This window comes from Klebsiella sp. K-3 (assembly GCF_051207495.1).
GTDB lineage: Bacteria > Pseudomonadota > Gammaproteobacteria > Enterobacterales > Enterobacteriaceae > Klebsiella > Klebsiella aerogenes.
Window position 1 is genome coordinate 339168 of sequence record NZ_JBPNXF010000004.1, and the last position, 20351, is coordinate 359518.

Sequence of the window (20351 nt, forward strand, 5' to 3'; positions counted from 1 at the left end):
TTTTACATGCATTGCGGGCGCGTTCAGCGCGCCCGATTATTCCTGATACCGAAGCCGATTTTGCTGCGATATAACTTATCGTCGCAGATCGTCACGAACGCAGCCAGGTATAACTATGGTCAGCAATAATAGCGTACAGTCGGGCGAATATTTGTTGGAAATGAGCGACATCAACAAATCCTTCCCCGGCGTTAAAGCTCTTGATAATGTCAACCTGAAGGTTCGTCCGCACTCTATCCATGCATTAATGGGGGAGAATGGCGCGGGTAAATCGACATTATTAAAATGCTTATTTGGGATCTATCAAAAAGATTCCGGCAGTATTCTTTTTCAGGGAAAAGAGATCGATTTCCATTCGGCGAAAGAAGCGTTGGAAAACGGTATTTCTATGGTGCACCAGGAATTAAACCTGGTACTTCAACGTTCGGTCATGGACAACATGTGGCTGGGACGCTACCCCACCAAAGGCATGTTTGTCGATCAGGATAAAATGTATCGCGATACCAAAGCGATATTTGATGAGCTCGATATTGATATTGATCCGCGGGCTCGCGTGGGAACTTTATCGGTATCTCAGATGCAGATGATTGAAATAGCGAAGGCATTCTCTTATGACGCCAAAATCGTCATTATGGATGAGCCTACCTCATCGCTGACCGAGAAAGAGGTCAATCACCTGTTTAAAATAATCCGCAAGCTGAAAGAGCGTGGCTGCGGTATTGTTTATATCTCCCATAAAATGGAGGAGATATTTCAGCTCTGCGATGAGATTACTATCCTGCGCGATGGTCAGTGGATTGCCACCCAGCCGCTGGAAGGGCTGGATATGGATAAGATCATTGCGATGATGGTTGGCCGTTCGCTGAACCAGCGTTTTCCGGATAAACAAAACAAACCGGGCGAAGTAATCCTTGAAGTTCGTAACCTGACCTCGCTGCGCCAGCCGTCGATTCGCGATGTCTCATTCGATCTGCATAAGGGCGAAATCCTCGGCATTGCCGGACTGGTAGGCGCGAAGCGTACCGATATCGTTGAAACGCTGTTTGGCATCCGCGAAAAGGCCAGCGGCACCATTACCCTGCATGGTAAAAAAATTAATAACCATAGCGCTAACGAAGCGATTAACCACGGCTTTGCGCTGGTAACCGAAGAGCGTCGTTCGACGGGGATTTATGCTTATCTCGATATTGGTTTTAACTCGCTGATATCAAATATCAAGAAGTATAAAAACAAGGTCGGCCTGTTGGACAATTCACGGATGAAAAGCGATACCCAATGGGTTATCGATTCCATGCGGGTTAAAACCCCAGGCCATCAAACGCAGATCGGTTCACTTTCCGGCGGGAATCAGCAGAAGGTTATTATCGGCCGTTGGTTATTAACCCAGCCGGAAATATTAATGCTTGATGAACCGACCCGCGGAATTGACGTCGGCGCGAAATTTGAAATTTACCAGCTGATTGCCGAACTGGCCAAAAAAGATAAAGGCATCATTATTATCTCTTCTGAAATGCCGGAGCTGCTGGGAATTACCGACCGTATACTGGTTATGAGCAACGGGCTGGTTGCCGGAATTGTTGAGACCAAAACCACGACGCAAAATGAAATTCTGCGTCTTGCATCATTGCACCTTTGAGATCAGGGGCTTTCCATGAGTGCGTTAAATAAAAAGAGTTTCCTCACTTACCTGAAAGAGGGTGGGATTTACGTTGTCCTTTTGGTCTTACTGGCCATTATTATTTTCCAGGACCCGACCTTCTTAAGTCTGTTGAACTTAAGTAACATCCTGACGCAATCCTCGGTACGTATTATCATCGCGCTCGGCGTCGCCGGGCTGATTGTCACCCAGGGGACCGACCTTTCCGCCGGACGTCAGGTGGGTCTGGCGGCGGTGGTAGCGGCTACCATGCTGCAGGCGGTGGATAACGCCAACAAGGTGTTCCCGGAGATGGCGACCATGCCGATCCCGTTGGTTATTCTGCTGGTCTGCGCGATTGGCGCGGTGATTGGCTTGATTAACGGTATCGTCATTGCCTATCTCAACGTGACGCCGTTTATCACTACCCTGGGTACGATGATCATCGTTTACGGTATCAACTCCCTGTACTACGACTTTGTCGGCGCGTCGCCTATTTCCGGTTTCGACAGCCACTTCTCGCAGTTTGCCCAGGGCTTTGTCGCTTTAGGTTCATTCCGCCTGTCGTACATTACTTTCTACGCGCTGATCGCTATCTTCTTCGTGTGGATCCTGTGGAATAAAACCCGTTTCGGTAAAAACATCTTCGCAATCGGCGGCAACCCGGAAGCGGCGCGTGTCTCCGGTGTTAACGTGGCGCTGAACCTGCTGATGATTTATGCCCTGTCCGGGGTGTTTTACGCCTTCGGCGGGCTGCTGGAAGCCGGACGTATCGGTTCGGCGACCAACAACCTCGGCTTTATGTACGAACTGGATGCGATTGCCGCCTGCGTGGTGGGGGGCGTTTCCTTCAGCGGCGGCGTGGGTACGGTTTTCGGCGTGGTGACCGGGGTTATTATCTTTACCGTCATCAACTATGGTCTGACCTACATCGGCGTCAATCCATACTGGCAGTACATTATTAAAGGGGCGATTATCATCTTCGCCGTGGCGCTGGATTCACTGAAATACGCGCGTAAGAAATAAGATTGAACGTATAAAAAACCCGCGCCTGGCGCGGGTTTTTTATGCCTGAAATTCGATAAAACGACGGCGGCTATTTTTCTTTCTGTAGCTCCAGTAACTGCTCGGGCGTGACCGCCGGGTAGGATTGCGCATCCTCCGGAACTTCATGCTGCTGCGCCGGGATGGGGATCAACGGCCCGAGGAAACGTGGTTCGCGTTTGAAGATATAGAGATCCGCCAGCGCGCCAAACCGGGCGCCAAACTCGCGCAGACGCACGGTCCACATATCCTTCGGCGAAGGCACCGCATAGCACTGCGCCTGAATCCCCATATGCAGGGCGATAAACAATGCACGCTCGCAGTGGAAGCGCTGGGTGATAATAATAAAATCATTGGTATCGAACACTTTGCGGGTGCGCACGATCGAATCGAGGGTGCGGAAACCGGCGTAGTCCAGCACGATATCCGCCGGATCGACGCCGGCTTTGATCAGATCGCGGCGCATGGTCATCGGTTCGTTATAGCTTTGCAGGGCGTTGTCACCACTTAACAGCAGATAATTAACCTTACCGCTATTGTAGGCGTTGAGCGCGCCCTGGATCCGGTAACGATAATACTGATTGATCACGCCGGTGCGATAATATTTGGCAGTACCCAACACCACGCCAACCTGGCGGTAGGGGAGATCCTGCAGCTCATCGTAAATATAGGGCGCGGTTTTCCAGCTCATCCAGCGGTCAAGACCCAGCACGGTCAACAGCAGCAGGCCGAGCAGGACTAACAGGCTGTATAACACACGCTTTAACATGAACTTGACTCAATGGTGGACGAGGGAAGCTTCAGGCTACTTTACCCGCCGGGTAAGCGCAAGAAACCATCGTTTAATTGCGGGGATTTTCAGCAATATGGCAGATTACCGAATCCAGGCCGGAGAAGCCAAAGGCGCATCCGGCAATCTGCTCAGACTATCGGGCTAGTTAACCTAACAGCACGCGGTCGATATTCTGACAGCCCAACGCTTTCAGGGTTGCGACGGTCGCATCCCATTGGATAAGCGATGCATCGGCTTTCTCGGCCAGCAGCGCGCGCTGGATATCCGGATAGTCGTAACCGTTAAGGCTCAGCAGGTTCAGCGCGCCCTGCAGCGGCGGTAGCGTCGGATTGAACGCCGCGTTTTCCGCGTAGCTGCCGCAGAAGATGGTGCCGTCTTTCAGCTCCAGCGCCACGCCGGAAGGGGAGTCGCTGTACGGCGCGTGGCAGCGGTTCGCCGCCTGAATAGCCGCCTGCGTGAGCGCATCGCCGCTGAGAGGGAAGCCGTGATCCTGCTCATCCATCAACAGAGTTTTGATTTCCAGATCTTTCGGGCCAAAGGCGTCCGGCAGATAGTGCTGCAGGGAGTGCGCTTCGCGACCCGGCAGATGAATGCGCAGCGCCAGACCGCTGTTCAGTTCATTCATAAACTGGCGGCAGTGGCCGCAAGGCGTGTAGTTGACGGTAATGGCGCGCAGGGATTTTTCGCCCCGTAGCCAGGCGTGGCTGATGGCGCTCTGTTCCGCGTGGACGGTCTGTTGCATGGTGGCGCCGAGGAATTCCATGTTGCCGCCGAAGTACCAGCGACCGCTCACGCCGCGGGCGATAGCGCCAACGTTAAAGTGAGAAAGATCGGCGCGGGCACAGGCGGCGGCAAGCGGCAGCAGCGCAAAGGCCAGCGCGTCTTCATCCAAACCAGTTGCTTGTTGTAGCGTCGCCACCTGATCGGCTTCGAGCAGCGCCGGGAAGTGCGGGTCTGCGAGCATCGGGGCGATGGCCGCCTGCAGGTCTGCCGCCAGATTAGTCAAAGCAGCTTGAAAACGAGAGTGCATAGCGTTGCCTCATAACAATGTAATGGGAAGCTAGTGTACGGGCCCGCACGGGACCAATATGTGACATGGGTCTCATTGTTTATGCAACGATAACTTGTTGCATTTATAAATGTGATCTAAATCACATTTATCCGACAACAGCGACAATCACCGGGAACAGAAAAGGCGCGACCAGCGAGGTAATAATTCCGCACAGTACCAGCGCCAGAGAGCTAAACGCCCCTTCCTGGTAGTCCAGTTCGGCGCAACGCGCGGTGCCGAGGGCGTGCGAGGCGGTACCCATCGACAGGCCGCGGGATGCTTTAGTATGAATACGCATGGCGTTAAGCAGCGTATGGCCGAACACCGCGCCGAGGATCCCAACGAAAATGACGCACACGGCGCTAATCGCTGGAATACCGCCAATACTGCCGCTGACCGCCATGGCAATTGGCGTGGTGACGGATTTTGGCATGATGGAAGCGGCGATTTGCGGGGTGGCGCCCATCAGCAGAGCGACGGTAGTACCGGTGATCATCGCCACGCAGCTACCGATAAAGCAGATGGTGATGATGGATTTCCAACGCGCGCGGATCTGGTGCAGTTGCTCATACAGCGGAAAGGCCAGCGCGACCACCGCCGGCTGCAGCAGATCGTTAAGGATTTTGCTGCCGGCAAAATAGCGTTCATAAGAAATACCGGTCACCAACAGGAATGGAATAATGACCACCATGGCGACCAGCAGCGGGTTGAGCAGCGGAAATTTAAACCGCGCCGCCAGCTTGCGGGCAAGGAAAAAGACAATCAGCGTTAACGGTAGCGACCACCACATTTCATGGATCATTTTTTACTTCCTTTTTGCCCGATGATTTTGCGTTCACCGTGGACCAGATGCGAGCTCCAGCTCACCACCAAAAAGACTAATAAGGTACTGACGGCGCAGGATACCGCCACCGGCCCCAGCTGCGCGCGCAGCAAATCCCAGTACTGCATTACGCCAACGCCGATAGGCACGAACAGCAGCGCCATGTAGCGAATCAGAATGTTGCAGCCGGGATTGACCCACTGCGGCGGCATAATTTGCAGCGCCAGCAGCACGAACAAAATCAGCATGCCGATAATGCTGCCGGGGATGGTGATGGGCAGCAGCCCGGCGATAAAAATGCCTGCATACAAGCAGGCGTAAATCAGGACGAAAGCTCGCACATACTGCCAGATAATATTCAGCGACTTACTCATGGTAATAACCCTTGATGAACTGCCATTCATCATACAATTAAACCCTGAAATGTGCTACCGATCACATCATGAATTCTACGCATCGTCAGCATAGAAAATGGGAACAGCGGCCTTATTCTGCGAGGTAGTGCAGAAAACGAGTGAGCGCCAGCGATGGCACTTCGCTTTTGCGCCAGAACACCCCAACGCTACCTTTTTGTTCAATACGCGGCAAATTCAGAATCGCCAGTTGCCGATGTTCGGCGTAATGCTGCGCCAGCCGCAAAGAAAGAATAGAGATCATATCGCTGCTTTGCAGCAAATTGCTGGTGACATTCATCGAGGCCGACTCGATAGTATTCTCCGGCAGCATGACGCCGTTATCGACCAGCGCGTTATCAATACTCTGACGAATGGGCGTGCCGGTAGGCCAGACTATCCAGCGCCAGGCGGCAAGATCCGCCCAGCTCAAACGCGGCATGCTGGCCAGCGGATGGTCCGGACGGGCGACGAAGCACACCGGTTCGGTATAGAGCACTCGGTAGTTAAGCGGCAGTTCCAGCGCGCGCCCGCCAACACGTCCGACGACCACATCGACCACGCCGGAGAGCAGGTCGTGCAGCAGCGGGGTCATCACTTTTTCTTCGATATTCAGATGCAGGGTCGGCATCTCTTTAAGCAGGGCGAGGATCGCCTGCGCCACGCAGTCTGTCGCCACCGGCGAGCAGCCGATCATCAGGCTGCCGACCAGCCCGCCTTGTTTAAAGCGCTCGATCTCGTACTGCGAGCGCGACATGTCGTTGATTAGCCGCTGGGCATGCTGAAGCAGCAGTTTACCGCCTTCCGAAGGGCGCAGGCCCTTACTGTGGCGCTCAAAGAGCGGCATGCCGACTTCTTCTTCAAATTGCGTCAGCCACTTAGAGAGTGCGGGCTGGGTAATATTCATCATTTTCGCGACCTGCGTGAGATTGCCTTGCTCACCCAGCGCCACCAGCATTTTTAAATGCTGCAGCTTCAACTTTTGCGTCCAGTTCGCCATCAGCCGATAACCTCCAGGTTATGTCTATGCCCGAAAAGCCATTGTACATTTCATCGCCATGGTTACAAAATCGCAACATAAAAGAAATAAATACAACATCTACCCTGACCTGCACTGAGGCATCATTATGGCTCAACGACGTGAACTACAGACGTTACTTAACGCAGCGCCGGTTGGCGCCCTGCAGTGGCGTGTGATTATCTGCTGTTTTCTGGTGGTCATGCTTGATGGTTTCGACACCGCCGCCATTGGTTTTATCGCCCCCGATATCCGCGTTCACTGGCAATTGAGCGCCAGCGACCTCGCGCCGCTGTTTGGCGCCGGACTATTGGGATTGACCGCCGGGGCGCTGCTCTGCGGCCCGCTTTCCGACCGTTTCGGTCGTAAACGGGTGATTGAGTTCTGCGTCGCGCTGTTTGGCTTATTTAGCCTGCTCTCCGCATTCTCGACGAATCTTGAGATGCTGGTTATCCTGCGTTTCCTCACCGGTCTGGGATTGGGCGGGGCGATGCCCAACACCATCACCATGACCTCGGAATATCTGCCCGCCCGCCGCCGCGGCGCGTTAGTTACCCTGATGTTCTGCGGCTTCACGCTGGGTTCGGCGCTGGGCGGCGTGGTGAGCGCCCAACTGGTGGCGCATATCGGCTGGCACGGCATTCTGGCCTTAGGCGGGATCCTGCCGCTGCTGCTGGCCGTCGCGCTGCTGTGGGCGCTGCCGGAGTCGCCGCGCTGGCAGGTTCGTCGCGGACTGCCGCAGGCGACTATCGCCAAAACCGTCAGCGCTATCACCGGCGAGCGCTATCCCGAGACCCATTTCTGGCTGGATGAACCGGCAGCCGGGCCGAAAGGCAGCATTAGCCAGCTGTTTGTCGGCCGCCAGTTGACGATCACCTTGATGCTCTGGGTGGTGTTCTTTATGAGCCTGCTGATTATCTATTTACTCTCCAGCTGGATGCCGACGCTGCTTAACCATCGTGGTATCGATTTGCAGCACGCTTCGTGGGTGACCGCCGCGTTTCAGGTGGGCGGCACGCTTGGCGCACTGTTGCTCGGCATCCTGATGGACCGTTTCAATCCCTTCCTTGTGCTGGCGCTGAGTTACTGCCTGGGGGCGTTGTGCATCGTGATGATCGGTTTAAGCGAAAACGGATTGTGGCTGATGGCGCTGGCGATTTTCGGCACCGGAATTGGCGTGAGTGGTTCGCAGGTGGGCCTGAATGCGCTGACCGCCACGCTTTACCCAACCCAGAGCCGCGCGACCGGGGTCAGCTGGTCCAACGCCATCGGCCGCTGCGGCGCCATCGTTGGTTCGCTCTCCGGCGGCATGATGATGGCGATGAATCTCTCTTTCGACACGCTGTTTTACGTTATAGCGGTACCGGCGGCGATCGGCGCGGTGATGCTCATCATGCTGATGCTGGCGGTTCGCCGTCCTGGATCTGTACCCGACGCGCTGCCCTCTGCCGGTATCGCGAATAAATGAGGAGAACAATAATGACGCCATCTACTCCGCAATCGAACCGCGAACGCCAGCAGTTCTACCAGCATATTGCCGGGCAGAATCTGACGCCGCTGTGGGAATCGCTGCACCACCTGGTGCCGCAAACGCCGAATGCCAACTGCGCCCCGGCGTACTGGAACTATCAGGAAATTCGCCCGCTGCTGCTGGAAAGCGGGCAGTTAATCGGCGCTAAAGAGGCGGTGCGTCGGGTACTGGTGCTGGAGAACCCGCAGCTGCGCGGCCAGTCGTCCATTACCGCGTCGCTGTATGCCGGCCTGCAGCTCATCATGCCGGGCGAGGTGGCGCCGAGCCACCGTCACAACCAGTCGGCGCTGCGCTTTATCGTGGAAGGCCACGGCGCGTTTACCGCCGTCGACGGCGAGCGCACGCCAATGCGCCCCGGCGATTTTATTCTGACTCCGCAGTGGCGCTGGCACGATCACGGCAATCCTGGCGATGAACCGGTGGTCTGGCTCGATGGTCTCGATTTACCGCTGGTCAACTATCTTGGCTGCGGCTTTGCTGAAGATTATCCGCAGGAACAACAGCCAGTGACGCGTAAAGAGGGCGATTACCTGCCGCGCTACGCTGCCAACATGCTGCCGCTGCGCCATCAGGTGGGAAATTCCTCGCCGATTTTTAACTACCGCTACGACCGTAGCCGCGAGGCGCTGCATGACCTGACCCATCTTGGCGAGGCCGACGAATGGGACGGCTACAAGATGCGCTACGTCAACCCGGTGACCGGCGGCTATCCGATGCCCTCGATGGGCGCTTTCCTGCAACTGTTGCCGAAAGGGTTCCGGTCGCGGGTGGCGAAAACCACCGACAGCACCATCTACCACGTAGTGGAAGGTAGCGGCCAGGTGACGATTGGCGAACAAACCTTTGCATTCCAGGCGAAAGACATCTTCGTGGCGCCAACCTGGCACGGCGTATCGTTCAACGCCAGCGAAGAGTGCGTGTTATTTAGCTTCTCGGACCGTCCGGTACAGGAGGCCTTAGGCCTGTTCCGCGAAGCGCGTTATTAATAAGAAGGAAAACAATGATGACTCAATATGTTTTTGCACCCCAGGCGCCGATTAGCATCCCGGTTGTTGGCAGTGATGAGCAGTTCCCGGTACGCCGCGTTTACTGCGTTGGCCGTAACTATGCCGCCCACGCTCGTGAAATGGGCTTCGATCCGGATCGCGAACCGCCGTTCTTCTTTTGTAAACCGGCGGATGCGGTTGTGCCGGTGGCGGCTGGCGAAACGCTGGATCTGCCGTATCCGGCGCAGACCGACAACTATCACTACGAGATTGAGCTGGTGGTCGCCATCGGCAAGGCGGGACGCGACATCCCGCTGGAGCAGGCGCAGGAATATATCTGGGGCTATGCCACCGGACTCGATATGACCCGCCGCGACCGCCAGATGGAGATGCGCCAGATGGGGCGCCCGTGGGAGATAGGTAAAGCGTTCGATCTTTCCGCTCCTGTCGCGCCGCTGCATAAAGCCGCCGAGGCGCGCGAGGTGAATCAGGCGGGAATCTGGCTGCAGGTGAATGGTGAAGATCATCAGCGTAGCGATATACGCCACCTCATCTGGTCGGTAAATGAAACTATCAGCTATCTCTCGGGCTTTTTTGAACTACAGCCCGGCGATCTGATTTTCACCGGCACGCCGGAGGGCGTCGGCGCGGTGGTAAAGGGGGATGTGATTACCGGCAACGTAGACGGACTGACGCCTATCGCCGTTCGCGTGGTGTGAGGTGAACAATGAAGCTGTACAGTTTTTTTAATAGCTCTGCCTCATATCGGGTGCGCATCGCGCTGGCCCTCAAGGGCATCGATTATCAGAGCGTTGGGGTGAATATCCGCATCGGGGCGCAGAATGCGCTGGAGTACCGGCGGCTCAATCCGGTTGGGCTGGTGCCGACGCTTATCACCGATGACGGTGAATCGCTGGGTCAGTCGCTGGCGATTGTTGACTGGCTTGACCGCCACTACCCACAAATGCCGCTGCTGCCGCAGGAGGATCCCGCGCGGATGCGGGTGCTGGAGATGGTCTACGCCATCGCCTGCGATATTCATCCGATTAATAACATGCGGGTCTTGCGCTACCTTAGCGATGAGTTGAAGGTCAGCGAAGCGGACAAAAAACGCTGGTACGCCCACTGGATCCAGCAGGGGCTGAGCGCGCTGGAGCAACTGCTGCGACAATCGAAATCCGGCGCTTTCTGCGTCGGCGATAGACCAACGCTCGCCGACTGTTGTCTGGTGCCGCAATGGGCCAACGCGCAGCGGATGGGGTGTGATTTGAGCCATTATCCGCGCTGCCAGGCGGTTTACGACGCCTGTACCCGGCTACCGGCCTTTATTGCCGCCGCGCCGGAAAATCAACAAGACAAAATTCCGGCCTAGGGAGGAGGGAAAATGGCGAAAGTGACGCGAGCAATTATCGTTGGCGGCGGCATTGGCGGCGCGGCGACGGCGCTCTCTCTGGCGCGCCAGGGGATCAAAGTGATGCTGCTGGAAAAGGCGCATGAAATCGGCGAAATCGGCGCCGGTATTCAACTGGGGCCGAATGCGTTTTCAGCGCTGGATAGCCTCGGCGTCGGCGAAGTTGCGCGCCAGCGTGCGGTGTTTACCGACCATATCACGATGATGGATGCGGTGAATGGGGAAGAGGTGGTGCGTATCGAGACCGGGCAGGCCTTCCGTGACCATTTCGGCGGCCCGTATACGGTGATCCATCGGGTGGACATTCACGCCACCGTCTGGGAAGCCGCGCTGACCCATCCCGGCGTGGAATACCGGACTTCAACTCAGGTGGTGGATATCCGCCAGACCGCCGATGACGTGACGGTCTTTGATGACAAAGGCAACAGCTGGACCGCCGATATTCTGCTGGGCTGCGACGGCGTGAAGTCAGTGGTGCGCCAGAGTCTGCTCGGCGATGCGCCGCGGGTCACCGGCCACGTGGTGTACCGCGCGGTGATAGAGGCCGCCGACATGCCGGAAGACCTGCGTATTAACGCGCCGGTACTGTGGGCCGGGCCGCATTGTCATTTGGTGCATTATCCGCTGCGCGGCGGCAAACAGTACAACCTTGTGGTCACCTTCCATAGCCGCGAAAGCGAAGAGTGGGGCGTGCGCGACGGTAGTAAAGAAGAGGTGCTCTCTTACTTTAAAGGGATTCATCCGCGCCCGCGGCAGATGCTCGACAAGCCGACTTCCTGGCGCCGCTGGTCCACCGCCGACCGCGAGCCGGTTGCAAAGTGGGGCAACGATCGTATTACCCTGGTCGGGGATGCCGCCCATCCGGTAGCGCAATATATGGCGCAGGGCGCCTGCATGGCGCTGGAAGATGCGGTAACGATAGGTAAAGCGCTGCAGCAGTGCGACGGCGACGCCGCTCGCGCCTTCGCGCTGTACGAGTCGGTGCGTATTCCGCGTACCGCGCGAATTGTCTGGTCAACCCGTGAAATGGGGCGGATTTATCACGCGGCGGGGGTCGAACGTCAGGTACGTAATCTTCTCTGGAAGGGCAAAGCGCAGGATGAATTTTACCGCGGTATCGAGTGGCTTTACGGCTGGAAAGAGGATAACTGCCTCGAACCACGCTAAGGTCTGGTATTGAGGTCTTTCAACCGACGCACAGAGGCGCTACCATAGCGCCTCTTTTTTTTCCGGGTAACGATATGCGTGTATTACTGGCGCCAATGGAAGGCGTGCTCGATTCGCTGGTGCGCGAGCTGCTGACCGAGGTTAACGATTACGATCTGTGCATCACCGAATTTCTGCGCGTGGTGGACCAACTGCTGCCGGTAAAATCGTTCTACAGACTGTGCCCGGAACTGCACCATCAAAGCCGTACTCCGTCCGGCACCCGCGTGCGCGTACAATTGTTGGGGCAATACCCGCAATGGCTGGCGGAAAACGCCGCCCGCGCGGTGGAGCTTGGCTCATGGGGCGTGGATTTAAACTGCGGTTGTCCATCGAAGCTGGTGAACGGCAGCGGCGGCGGTGCGACGTTATTGAAAGATCCCGAACTTATCTATCGCGGTGCGAAGGCCATGCGCGAAGCGGTTCCCGATCATCTGCCGGTGACGGTGAAAGTTCGCCTCGGCTGGGACAGCGGCGAACGGCGCTTTGAAATCGCCGACGCGGTGCAGCAGGCGGGCGCCAGCGAGCTGGTGGTGCATGGCCGCACCAAAGAGGATGGTTACAAAGCTGAACGCATCAACTGGCAGGCCATCGGCGAAATCCGCCAGCGGCTGACTATTCCGGTGGTTGCTAACGGCGAAATCTGGGACTGGCAAAGTGCGCAGGAATGCATGGCGGCTACCGGCTGCGATTCGGTGATGATCGGCCGCGGCGCGCTCAACGTGCCGAATCTCAGCCGGGTAATTAAATACAACGAACCGCGCATGCCGTGGCCGCAGGTGGTTGAGTTACTTAAAAAATATACCCAGCTGGAAAAGCAGGGGGATACCGGTTTATATCACGTGGCGCGCATTAAGCAGTGGCTGGGCTATTTACGCAAGGAATATACTGAAGCGCTTGGCGTCTTTAATGAAATTCGCACCTTGCAAACCTCAGCAGATATAGCGAACGCCATTGCTCGTTATTAGATAAGATGTGTTAATCCGTACGCACTTTATTAATTAGCACTCATTCCTGCACGATGCGACGCGAGCTGTATCACGTTTTTATTCCCTCGCGCTTGAGTCGCCGCAAGAAGTTGATACAGTGCAAACGTTGGATTGCTACTGCTTCGGCAGGCGAAACCTGATTACCTGGCATTTGTCGGGGGTCAGGTTTTTTTGTTTCTGGGGTTCATATGCTAATCGCCAAAGTACTTAATAATAACGTGGTGGTAGTGGTCAACGAGCAGCAGCGCGAACAGGTGGTGATGGGGCGAGGGCTGGCCTTTCAAAAGCGCGTGGGCGACTCGTTGGACGAAAGTAAAATTGAAAAAGTCTTCGCCTTACAAAGCGATGAACTGGTTGGCCGCTTAGGCGAATTACTCAGTCAGATACCGTTAGAAGTGATGACCACCTGCGATCGTATCATCGAGCTGGCCCGCGGGCGGTTGGGAAAGTTACAGGAAAGTTTGTACATCACCTTAACTGACCACTGTCACTTTGCCATCGAGCGGCAGAAAAACGGCGTCGCGATTCGCAACGTGCTGCTGTGGGAGATTAAACGGCTGTATCCGAAGGAGTTCGAACTGGGGCAGGAGGCGAGGGCCATCATCGCCCGCCGGCTGGGCGTCGAGCTTGCCGAGGATGAAGCCGGGTTTATCGCTTTGCATCTGGTGACGGCGCAGCTCAACAGCGAAATGCCGGAAGTGATGCACGTGACGCGGGTGATGCAGGAGATCCTGCAACTGGTGAAGTACCAGCTGCAGCTTAACTACGATGAAGAGTCGCTCAGCTACCAGCGCTTTGTGACCCATCTGAAGTTTTTCGCCCAGCGCATGTTAACGCGAACGGTAGTGCAGGATGACGACGTTACGCTGCACAGTGCGGTGAAAGATAACTACGCCAAAGCGTGGAAGTGCGCGGAAACGGTGGCGAAGCACCTGCAAAAGAATTATCAACGGGCGCTGACCACCGAAGAGATTATGTTTCTTGCCATTCATATCGAGCGGGTAAGAAAAGAGGGGCGTTAATTCCCCCACAAAACTGGATTGTTACTGCATGATGCAGGCAAAACCTGAGCGCGACGCCAACCGGCGTGGTTCTCGGGTTTTTTTATTTTTAATACTCAGTCGCCGGTTGTCTGTGGGCAGCGGCAGTAAGGAAAAGAGCATGGAATATAAAGCACTCGCGCAGGATATTCTTCACCGCGTCGGCGGCAAAGAGAATATTGTGAGTCTGGTTCACTGCGCGACACGTCTGCGTTTTAAATTGAAAGATAATGCTAAGGCCGATGCCGAAGGGCTGAAGGCGAACCCCGGCGTGATCATGGTGGTAGAAAGCGGCGGCCAGTTTCAGGTGGTCATCGGTAACCATGTTCACGATGTCTGGCTGGCAGTGCGCCAGAAGGCGGGGTTAAGCGACGACAGCGAACCGGTAACACAGGAGAAAGCGGCGAAAAGCTCGATATTAAGTCAGCTCATCGATATCATTTCCGGCATCTTTACCCCTTTTATTGGCGTAATGGCGGCGACGGGTCTGCTGAAAGGACTGCTGGCGCTGGCGCTAACCTGCGGATGGCTCACGCCGCAACAGGGGACCTATAAAATCTGGTTTGCCGCCAGTGATGCGCTGTTCTTTTTCTTCCCGCTGTTTCTTGGCTACACCGCTGGCAAAAAGTTTGGCGGCAACCCGTTCATCTCAATGGTGATCGGCGGCGCATTAACCCACCCGCTGATGATTCAGGCCTTTGAAGCCAGTCAGACGGGGGCACCAATGGAACACTTCCTCGGTATACCGGTGACCTATATCAATTATAGCTCCTCGGTGATCCCGATTATCCTCGCCTCCTGGGTCTGCTGCTGGCTGGAACGTAAGAGTAATGCGGTGCTGCCGTCCGCGATGAAGAACTTTTTTACTCCGGCAATCTGTCTTGCGGTGGTTGTGCCGCTGACCTTTCTGGTGATAGGCCCGCTGGCGACCTGGCTGAGCCACATGATTGCCAATGGCTATCAGGTTATCTACGTTTTTGCCCCATGGCTGGCAGGCGCGGTGCTGGGCGCGCTATGGCAGGTATGCGTTATCTTCGGCCTGCACTGGGGGCTGATACCGCTGATGATCAATAACATGACCGTGTTGGGGCATGATTCTATGCTGCCGATCATTCTGCCGGCGGTGATAGCCCAGGTGGGCGCCGTGCTGGGGATACTGCTGGCCACGCGCGATTCGCGTCAGCGGATGCTGGCCGGTTCCGCGTTTTCCGCCGGGCTGTTTGGCATCACTGAGCCTGCCATTTATGGCCTGACGCTGCCGTTACGTCGCCCGTTTATCTTCGGGTGTATCGCCGGCGCGATTGGTGGCGCGATCACCGCCTTCAGTAATAGCTACGCTTATTCCTTTGGGGTGCCGAACATTTTCTTTCCAGCGCAGATGATCCCGCCCGGCGGTATTGATTTTAGCGTGTGGGGCGGATTAATCGGCACCGGGGTGGCTTTCATTCTCGCCTGCGTATTGACCTTCTTCGCCGGCTTACCGCGCAGCCAGGCGGAAGGCGCCGTCGTCGTCGCGCCTGCGGCGGAAAACGATATTCTGGCGCCGATGTCCGGCAGCGTGCTGGCCCTCGATCAGGTGCCGGATAGCACCTTCGCCAGCGGTCTGCTGGGTAAAGGCGTGGCCATTATTCCGGCGGTGGGCAAGGTCATTGCCCCGTTTTCTGGCGAGGTCGCCTCGCTGTTTCAGACTAAACACGCCATCGGCCTGCTGAGCGACAGCGGCATTGAGCTACTGATCCATGTCGGCATTGATACCGTCAAACTCGACGGCGTACCGTTTACCGCCCATGTCAAAGAAGGGGATAAAGTTCAGGCCGGCGATTTGCTGCTGGAGTTCGACCGTCAGGCTATTCTGGACGCCGGTTACGACCTGGCGACCCCAATTATTATCAGCAACAGCGATGATTACCGTAGCGTTGAGATTGTATCCACGAGCGTCGTGGATGCCGGCCAGCCGCTGTTGTCCGTCAGCCATTAATTACAGGAGAGAGCGATGAAAACATTCCCACAGGGCTTTTTATGGGGCGGCGCCACCGCGGCAAATCAGGTCGAAGGGGCGTATCTGGAAGATGGCAAAGGTTTATCCACCTCTGACGTGCAGCCGCAGGGGGTATTCGGCGATGTCGTGGAGCGCGTTGCGGGCGACAGCGGTATTAAAGATGTGGCGATCGATTTTTACCATCGTTACCCGCAGGATATCGCGCTGTTCGCTGAGATGGGCTTCAACTGTCTGCGGGTATCGATCGCCTGGACGCGTATCTTCCCGAACGGTGATGACGCCGAGCCGAACGAAGCCGGGCTGGCCTTTTACGACAAGCTGTTTGCCGAGATGGCCGCGCATAATATCACTCCGCTGGTGACGCTATCGCACTATGAGATGCCGTGGGCGCTGGTAAAAAACTATGGCGGCTGGGGCAGTCGCAAGGTGATTGGCTTTTTCGAACGCTACGCCAGAACGGTATTCAGCCGCTATAAAAATCAGGTCAAACTGTGGCTCACCTTTAACGAAATTAATATGTCGCTACATGCGCCAATGACCGGCGTCGGGCTGCCGGCCGGTAGCAGCAAAGGCGAAGTTTATCAGGCTATCCATCACCAGCTGGTGGCCAGCGCGCTGGCGGTCAAAGCCTGTCATGAACTGGTACCGCAAGGGAAGATTGGCAATATGCTGCTCGGCGGGCTGATGTATCCGCTGAGCTGCAAACCGGAAGATGTCTTTGAAACGCTGCAGCAAAACCGCAGCTGGCAGTTCTTTGGCGACGTCCAGTGCCGTGGCGCCTATCCGGGCTACATGCAGCGCTATTTCCGCGAAAACGATATTACGCTGACCATCACCGACGGCGACCGGGAAGCGCTGAAAGAGACCGTCGATTTTATCTCCTTTAGCTACTATATGACCGGCTGCGTCACCGCCGATGAAGCGCTGAACCAGCAGGCGCGCGGTAACATTCTCAGCATGGTGCCGAATCCGCATCTGGCAAGCTCGGAGTGGGGCTGGCAGATAGACCCGCTGGGGCTGCGTACGCTGTTGAATGTACTGTGGGACCGCTATCAGAAGCCGTTGTTTATCGTTGAAAATGGTCTGGGGGCGAAGGATAAAATTGAAGCCGACGGCAGCATCAACGATGACTATCGCATCGGCTATCTGAACGATCACCTGGTGCAGGCGCGGGAAGCCATTGCTGACGGCGTTGAACTGATGGGCTTTACCAGTTGGGGGCCAATCGATCTGGTTAGCGCGTCGAAGGCCGAGATGTCCAAGCGCTACGGTTTTATCTATGTCGATCGTGACGATCGCGGGCAGGGGACGCTCGAACGGCGTAAGAAGAAAAGTTTTGCCTGGTATCAGGCGGTGATTGCCAGCAACGGCGGTAGCCTGCAGGAATAAGCTATTCGGCGGCCCGGTTGATCCGAGCCGCATGCCGTTTAAGCCGGTTTACGGGCGCGCAGTAAAAAGATCATCGGGCGCTCTTTCTCTTCCTCCAGCGCCGGTTGGGCGGCGATTTGCTCGGCGCTCGGGCCCCATTCGTCAAGCTGCTCAAGCACAAAACCGGCCGCGATGAGCGCATTAATCCAGCTTGAGAGTTTGCGATGCTGTTTAATCACCCCGTCGGCAAACCAGTTGCTGATGCGTTCGCCTTCCTGCTGATAGTGGCTCACCGGCCAGCGTTTCCGCCCCTGTTCATCCACCTGCCAGCCTTGCTGCAGCGGCGCGGTATAGATGGGATGTTCGGCGGAGAAGACAAGCTTACCGCCGGGAACCAGCGCCTGATAGAGCGTGGCGAACAGCGGCGCGACATCCGGTAAATAGTGCAGCGCCAGCGAACTGTAGACCAGATCGCAGCTATTCGCGGGCAGCGTCAGGGTTTGCAGGTCGGCGCAGCGATATTCGATAGTCTCGCCGGTGGTCATCTCCCGCGCCCGCTCCAGCATTCGGCTGGAGAGATCGAAACCGATTATCTGTTTTGCCCCTTGTTGCTGCGCCCAGCGACAAAACCAGCCGTATCCGCAGCCGAGATCGACCACGCGCAGGCCGTCTAACTGTGGCAGCAGGCGCTGAATTGCCGGCCACTCCGGCGCGCCGTCAAGCCCCTTCACCGAACGGTCAAGGGTAGCGTAACCGGCAAAGAAACCGGGATCGTCATAAATGTTCTGACTCATTGCAACTCCAATAATAACTTTGTTTATTTTTAGCTGGCTCATTGTCAATGCACACGCTTTACTTAACGAACGTCATTCAATTAATTTATGATGACCAACCTTTATAAGTAACCCGACCTGAAGAATGAACCTTACATTGAGCAAAAGCGTGCTGGCGGCACTGCCACTGGCCATCGCGCTGGCTGGCTGCGCGCCATCGCATGACATTGGCGGCCCTTTAAAGCAGCAAACTCCGGCATCACATGTTTCGATGGATCTGCCCGCCGCCGTAAAAAATGGCTGGCCGCATACCGACTGGTGGAAAGATTACCACGATGCCCAGTTGGATAATCTGATTCAGCGCGCGTTAGCCAATGCTCCGGATATGCAAATTGCCGCGCAGCGCATCAAACTGGCCGAAGCGCAGGCACGAATGTCGCAGGCGAATCTCGGCCCGGAGATGGATTTTTCCGCCGATATCGAACGGCAGAAAATGTCCGCGGAAGGCCTGATGGGACCGTTCGCCACCGATACCGACGGCAACACCGGACCCTGGTACACCAACGGTACCTTTGGCCTGACCGCCGGTTGGGATCTGGATCTGTGGGGGAAAAACCGTGCGTTGGTGAAAGCGCGTATCGGCGAAGTGAAAGCCCAGGTCGCCGAGCAGGCGCAGACCCGCGAGCTGCTGGCCAGCAGCGTGGCGCGACTGTACTGGCAGTGGCAGACCGAAGCGGCGGTGAAAACGGTGCTGCAGCAGGTCAAAAGCGAACAGAATAATATTGTTAGCGTGGATACCGCGCTCTATCAGCGTGGTATCACTAACTCCGCCGAAGGGGCGGAGAACGACATTAACGTCAGCAAAACCGATCAGCAGCTGGCCGATGTGGCGGGTAATATGAAAGAGATTGAAGCGCGGCTGATGGCGTTAACCAATAGCCAGAGCCAGTCGCTCAATCTGCGTGCGGCGCCGCTGCCCGCGGTCAGCGCGCAGATGCCGAGCGAACTGGGCTATGAACTGCTGGCCCGCCGTCCGGATCTGCAGGAAGCCCACTGGTATATTGAATCCTCGCTAAGCGAAATTGATGCGGCGAAAGCGGCGTTTTATCCGGATATCAACCTGATGGCGTTCCTGCAACAGGATGCGCTGCATTTAAGCGATCTGTTCCGTCATTCGGCGCAGCAGATGGGCGTCACCGCCGGGCTGACGCTGCCTATCTTTGATAGCGGCAGGCTGAATGCCAATCTTGATATCGCCAGCGCGCAGAACGGCCTGTCGATCGCTAAATACAACAAGGCCGTAGTCGATGCGGTGAACCAGGTAGCGAAAACCGCAAGCCAGGTAGAGACGCTGATGGAGAAAAACCAGCAGCAGCAGCAGGTGGAGAAAGACGCGCAGCGGGTGGTCAATCTCGCCCAGGCGCGAATGAACGCCGGTATTTTACCCGGCTCCCGCGTGAGTATGGCGAAGCTGCCTGCGCTACAGGAGCGAATTACCGCGCTGCGCCTGCACGGCCAGTGGCTGGACGCCAGCATTCAGCTGACTTCCGCGCTGGGCGGCGGTTATCACCAGACGACGAAATAACGGCGTCAATAGCGGCGCGCGGCGCCGCTATTGATTATCATCCTCTGTATCTTCCGCTTTTCTTTTCGCTTCCCGGCGTTTCAGCCACAGATGGGCTCCGACCACCAGCGCCACTACGAGAATCAGCCAGATCCAGTGTTTGATGTGCTGATCGAGATGATGCAGCCACGGGCCGATCGCCTCGCCGCCGAGATAACCCAGGGTGGTAAAAATCAGCGCCCAAACGATGGCGCCGAAAATATTCAGCGGCAGAAAAATTTTCGGCGGCAAGCGGCTGGCGCCGATCAAAACCGGGCCGATAACCCGAAAGCCGTACATAAAGCGGGTGCCGATAACGAACAGATAGGGATGGCGTTGAATCAGGCGCTGCGCTTTACGGATCCGCGCCTTCTGCCGCGAAAAGCGGCGCAGTAGCTTACCGCCGAACTGGCGTCCGAGGAAATACAACAGCTGATCGCCTATCATGCCGCCTAAGGCCACGGCGATGACCACCAACGAAAACTTCAATAGACCCTGATGCGCCGCCACGCCGCCAAGGATGGTGATGGTTTCACCTTCTGCGATGCTGCCGATAACCAGCGCCGCGTAGCCGTATTGGGAAATCAGGTGATTGATATCCATATAAACATAAACTCCTACTCTTACCAGTCCCTTAATCATACACCTTGATCATTAAAACGCGCTGAAGCGGATTTTTATCGCTGTA

General features: G+C 56.3%; 19 protein-coding genes. 12 read left to right on the top strand and 7 right to left on the bottom strand.

What is annotated here, in order from left to right:
* Positions 1-115 precede the first annotated feature (115 nt).
* Together mglA and mglC are read left to right on the top strand one after the other, a co-directional pair.
* Positions 116-1636, top strand: a complete 1521-nt coding sequence (gene mglA / locus ACSEMK_RS08505) for a galactose/methyl galactoside ABC transporter ATP-binding protein MglA (RefSeq protein ID WP_015365712.1) — start codon at positions 116-118, stop codon at positions 1634-1636.
* Positions 1637-1651: 15 nt separating this feature from the next.
* On the top strand, positions 1652-2662 hold the full coding sequence (gene mglC / locus ACSEMK_RS08510; protein WP_015365713.1) for a galactose/methyl galactoside ABC transporter permease MglC: 1011 nt from the start codon (positions 1652-1654) through the stop codon (positions 2660-2662).
* 70 nt (positions 2663-2732) lie between these two features.
* On the opposite strand, the gene sanA is transcribed toward mglC, so the two are convergent.
* The 5 genes from sanA to ACSEMK_RS08535 form a co-directional block, all read right to left on the bottom strand.
* On the bottom strand, positions 2733-3449 hold the full coding sequence (sanA, locus tag ACSEMK_RS08515; RefSeq protein ID WP_015365714.1) for an outer membrane permeability protein SanA: 717 nt from the start codon (positions 3447-3449) through the stop codon (positions 2733-2735).
* A 169-nt stretch (positions 3450-3618) separates the two neighbouring features.
* Positions 3619-4503, bottom strand: coding sequence for a cytidine deaminase (gene cdd, locus ACSEMK_RS08520; protein WP_087860163.1), 885 nt, complete (start codon positions 4501-4503; stop codon positions 3619-3621).
* Positions 4504-4630: 127 nt separating this feature from the next.
* Positions 4631-5326 carry a CidB/LrgB family autolysis modulator gene (locus tag ACSEMK_RS08525; RefSeq protein ID WP_015365717.1) on the bottom strand — a complete coding sequence of 232 codons (696 nt, stop codon included), beginning with the start codon at positions 5324-5326 and terminating at the stop codon, positions 4631-4633.
* Positions 5323-5721 carry a CidA/LrgA family protein gene (locus tag ACSEMK_RS08530; RefSeq protein ID WP_020078292.1) on the bottom strand — a complete coding sequence of 133 codons (399 nt, stop codon included), beginning with the start codon at positions 5719-5721 and terminating at the stop codon, positions 5323-5325. The genes ACSEMK_RS08525 and ACSEMK_RS08530 overlap by 4 nt, the downstream gene beginning before the upstream one ends.
* 112 nt (positions 5722-5833) lie before the next feature.
* Positions 5834-6739: a LysR substrate-binding domain-containing protein gene (locus ACSEMK_RS08535; protein WP_430914770.1), complete on the bottom strand. Its 906-nt coding sequence runs from the start codon at positions 6737-6739 to the stop codon at positions 5834-5836.
* A gap of 127 nt (positions 6740-6866) precedes the next feature.
* Here ACSEMK_RS08535 and mhbT point away from each other — a divergent pair, with 127 nt between their 5' ends.
* The 9 genes from mhbT to ACSEMK_RS08580 all read left to right on the top strand — a co-directional run bounded on the left by mhbT (position 6867) and on the right by ACSEMK_RS08580 (position 17308).
* Complete coding sequence (gene mhbT, locus ACSEMK_RS08540) at positions 6867-8225, top strand: 3-hydroxybenzoate transporter MhbT (RefSeq protein ID WP_435336359.1); 1359 nt, start codon at positions 6867-6869, stop codon at positions 8223-8225.
* Between the two features lie 11 nt (positions 8226-8236).
* The gene (gene gtdA, locus ACSEMK_RS08545) at positions 8237-9274 is read left to right on the top strand and encodes a gentisate 1,2-dioxygenase (RefSeq protein WP_087860166.1); all 1038 of its coding nucleotides are present in this window, start codon (positions 8237-8239) and stop codon (positions 9272-9274) included.
* A 17-nt stretch (positions 9275-9291) separates the two neighbouring features.
* Positions 9292-9993 (top strand): fumarylacetoacetate hydrolase family protein, encoded by a 702-nt coding sequence (locus tag ACSEMK_RS08550; RefSeq protein WP_015365722.1) that lies wholly within the window; start codon positions 9292-9294, stop codon positions 9991-9993.
* An 8-nt stretch (positions 9994-10001) separates the two neighbouring features.
* Positions 10002-10646 carry a maleylacetoacetate isomerase gene (maiA, locus tag ACSEMK_RS08555; RefSeq protein WP_015706104.1) on the top strand — a complete coding sequence of 215 codons (645 nt, stop codon included), beginning with the start codon at positions 10002-10004 and terminating at the stop codon, positions 10644-10646.
* Positions 10647-10658: 12 nt separating this feature from the next.
* Positions 10659-11852, top strand: a complete 1194-nt coding sequence (locus ACSEMK_RS08560; RefSeq protein WP_327061897.1) for a 3-hydroxybenzoate 6-monooxygenase — start codon at positions 10659-10661, stop codon at positions 11850-11852.
* Between the two features lie 74 nt (positions 11853-11926).
* A complete protein-coding gene (dusC, locus tag ACSEMK_RS08565) occupies positions 11927-12859 on the top strand; it encodes a tRNA dihydrouridine(16) synthase DusC (RefSeq protein ID WP_087860168.1) in 933 nt (310 codons plus the stop codon).
* A gap of 209 nt (positions 12860-13068) precedes the next feature.
* Positions 13069-13902 carry a transcriptional antiterminator BglG gene (gene bglG / locus ACSEMK_RS08570; protein ID WP_032712035.1) on the top strand — a complete coding sequence of 278 codons (834 nt, stop codon included), beginning with the start codon at positions 13069-13071 and terminating at the stop codon, positions 13900-13902.
* Between the two features lie 28 nt (positions 13903-13930).
* Entirely contained in the window at positions 13931-15898 is a 1968-nt protein-coding gene (gene bglF, locus ACSEMK_RS08575; RefSeq protein ID WP_430914772.1) for a PTS beta-glucoside transporter subunit IIABC, read from the top strand.
* 15 nt (positions 15899-15913) lie between these two features.
* Entirely contained in the window at positions 15914-17308 is a 1395-nt protein-coding gene (locus tag ACSEMK_RS08580; RefSeq protein WP_430914773.1) for a glycoside hydrolase family 1 protein, read from the top strand.
* Positions 17309-17346: 38 nt separating this feature from the next.
* On the opposite strand, the gene ACSEMK_RS08585 is transcribed toward ACSEMK_RS08580, so the two are convergent.
* Positions 17347-18081: a class I SAM-dependent methyltransferase gene (locus ACSEMK_RS08585; RefSeq protein ID WP_430914774.1), complete on the bottom strand. Its 735-nt coding sequence runs from the start codon at positions 18079-18081 to the stop codon at positions 17347-17349.
* Between the two features lie 124 nt (positions 18082-18205).
* On the opposite strand from ACSEMK_RS08585, the gene mdtQ reads away from it, so the two are divergent.
* Entirely contained in the window at positions 18206-19645 is a 1440-nt protein-coding gene (gene mdtQ / locus ACSEMK_RS08590; RefSeq protein ID WP_087860172.1) for a multidrug resistance outer membrane protein MdtQ, read from the top strand.
* Between the two features lie 27 nt (positions 19646-19672).
* On the opposite strand, the gene ACSEMK_RS08595 is transcribed toward mdtQ, so the two are convergent.
* Positions 19673-20266, bottom strand: a complete 594-nt coding sequence (locus ACSEMK_RS08595) for a DedA family protein (RefSeq protein WP_087860173.1) — start codon at positions 20264-20266, stop codon at positions 19673-19675.
* Positions 20267-20351 lie beyond the last annotated feature (85 nt).

Bases quoted from the DNA above. Each gene is read 5' to 3' on its own strand.
- ACSEMK_RS08560 (WP_327061897.1), top strand. From the start codon at position 10,659: ATGGCGAAAGTGACGCGAGCAATTATCGTTGGCGGCGGCATTGGCGGC.
- maiA (WP_015706104.1), top strand. From the start codon at position 10,002: ATGAAGCTGTACAGTTTTTTTAATAGCTCTGCCTCATATCGGGTGCGC.
- mhbT (WP_435336359.1), top strand. From the start codon at position 6,867: ATGGCTCAACGACGTGAACTACAGACGTTACTTAACGCAGCGCCGGTT.
- mdtQ (WP_087860172.1), top strand. From the start codon at position 18,206: ATGAACCTTACATTGAGCAAAAGCGTGCTGGCGGCACTGCCACTGGCC.
- mglA (WP_015365712.1), top strand. From the start codon at position 116: ATGGTCAGCAATAATAGCGTACAGTCGGGCGAATATTTGTTGGAAATG.
- bglG (WP_032712035.1), top strand. From the start codon at position 13,069: ATGCTAATCGCCAAAGTACTTAATAATAACGTGGTGGTAGTGGTCAAC.
- mglC (WP_015365713.1), top strand. From the start codon at position 1,652: ATGAGTGCGTTAAATAAAAAGAGTTTCCTCACTTACCTGAAAGAGGGT.
- ACSEMK_RS08595 (WP_087860173.1), bottom strand. From the start codon at position 20,266: ATGGATATCAATCACCTGATTTCCCAATACGGCTACGCGGCGCTGGTT.
- sanA (WP_015365714.1), bottom strand. From the start codon at position 3,449: ATGTTAAAGCGTGTGTTATACAGCCTGTTAGTCCTGCTCGGCCTGCTG.
- ACSEMK_RS08535 (WP_430914770.1), bottom strand. From the start codon at position 6,739: ATGGCGAACTGGACGCAAAAGTTGAAGCTGCAGCATTTAAAAATGCTG.
- ACSEMK_RS08580 (WP_430914773.1), top strand. From the start codon at position 15,914: ATGAAAACATTCCCACAGGGCTTTTTATGGGGCGGCGCCACCGCGGCA.
- ACSEMK_RS08530 (WP_020078292.1), bottom strand. From the start codon at position 5,721: ATGAGTAAGTCGCTGAATATTATCTGGCAGTATGTGCGAGCTTTCGTC.
- ACSEMK_RS08525 (WP_015365717.1), bottom strand. From the start codon at position 5,326: ATGATCCATGAAATGTGGTGGTCGCTACCGTTAACGCTGATTGTCTTT.
- ACSEMK_RS08550 (WP_015365722.1), top strand. From the start codon at position 9,292: ATGACTCAATATGTTTTTGCACCCCAGGCGCCGATTAGCATCCCGGTT.
- cdd (WP_087860163.1), bottom strand. From the start codon at position 4,503: ATGCACTCTCGTTTTCAAGCTGCTTTGACTAATCTGGCGGCAGACCTG.
- bglF (WP_430914772.1), top strand. From the start codon at position 13,931: ATGATGCAGGCAAAACCTGAGCGCGACGCCAACCGGCGTGGTTCTCGG.
- ACSEMK_RS08585 (WP_430914774.1), bottom strand. From the start codon at position 18,081: ATGAGTCAGAACATTTATGACGATCCCGGTTTCTTTGCCGGTTACGCT.
- dusC (WP_087860168.1), top strand. From the start codon at position 11,927: ATGCGTGTATTACTGGCGCCAATGGAAGGCGTGCTCGATTCGCTGGTG.
- gtdA (WP_087860166.1), top strand. From the start codon at position 8,237: ATGACGCCATCTACTCCGCAATCGAACCGCGAACGCCAGCAGTTCTAC.